The organism is Helicobacter sp. T3_23-1059 (assembly GCF_053654515.1).
On the sequence record NZ_JBSIUV010000162.1, the window covers coordinates 1 to 1,002 of the forward strand.

Below are 1,002 nucleotides of genomic sequence, written 5' to 3' on the forward strand. Positions count from 1 at the left end.
AAACAATCCAAATCGCATTCCAAATAATAAATCGGTTTTGATTCGTTTAAATCGTTGTTTGAGTCATTTGAATGATTAGAGTCTGAATCCGAATCTGAATCATTTGCATTAGAGTTATTAAAGTTTGGATTATTGTTTGAATCTTTAGTTCCAAAGAAACATTCATTATGCGGCAGAGTGGATTCAGTGCCACCTGTGAGATGGTGTCCCATAAAGTGAATGTCCGTATAGCCTTGATTTTGAAGTTCTATGGTGTCTAGGATTATATAATTTTCATCGATATGCAAATGCTTACTAGACATAATCATTTCCTTTGTGTTGTTGAGTATAATATCGCCCCTCTCTTGCAATGTTATTTTGATAATTATCAAAATTTCCACTTGCTACTGCAACAAATGACTTAATATAGGTTTTTATCGATTCTTGCGTTATTATTTCATTAAAAATCACATTGTCAGTAGTCATAAGTTTGTGTTTTTTAATAGCATACGCATAAGCAGAATTAAGATTTGATAAATCAAAATCATTATAAGAAAAATTGCTTTGTTTATTTGCCACTAAAAATAGCTCCTTGCGCTTGTCAAAAATCAATAACGATATGTTATTATGTTTATCGTTGTTTGCTAATTTCTCAATATCTTTAATTTCATTTAACACATATATTCCCGCATTTACTATCCTTGCTAAATCATCTTGCTTTTTTATCTCGCTAAATTCATCATACGCTATTTGCGATTCATTGTTTGCTATGCAATATTGGCAATATTGTTCATATTCTAATTGAATCTCATTTTGAGTTAAATATTCATTTGGGATACAATAGCCTAACTTTATTTTTAAATCGTTTAGCGAAGTAATATCTTTTTGTTTTGATTTTGGATATTCTTTATCAAGGCAAGGGAAAATTAAATTATCAAGGCTTTTTAGATTTTGGCAATGTTTAGCAAATGCTGATAAGCCATTTTTTGCATTCCCAACTAGAATCTAGACTGCATATTTTTT

At 29.8% G+C, this 1,002-nt stretch carries 1 protein-coding gene and 1 pseudogene; both read right to left on the reverse strand.

From position 1 onward, the window contains the following. Nucleotides 1-302, reverse strand: a pseudogene (locus tag ACWIX0_RS13795) (hypothetical protein); the annotation flags it as partial. After that, the gene (locus ACWIX0_RS13800) at nt 295-657 is read right to left on the reverse strand and encodes a hypothetical protein (RefSeq protein ID WP_454174556.1); all 363 of its coding nucleotides are present in this window, start codon (nt 655-657) and stop codon (nt 295-297) included. The pseudogene ACWIX0_RS13795 and the gene ACWIX0_RS13800, both read right to left, overlap by 8 nt. Nucleotides 658-1,002: the final 345 nt, after the last annotated feature.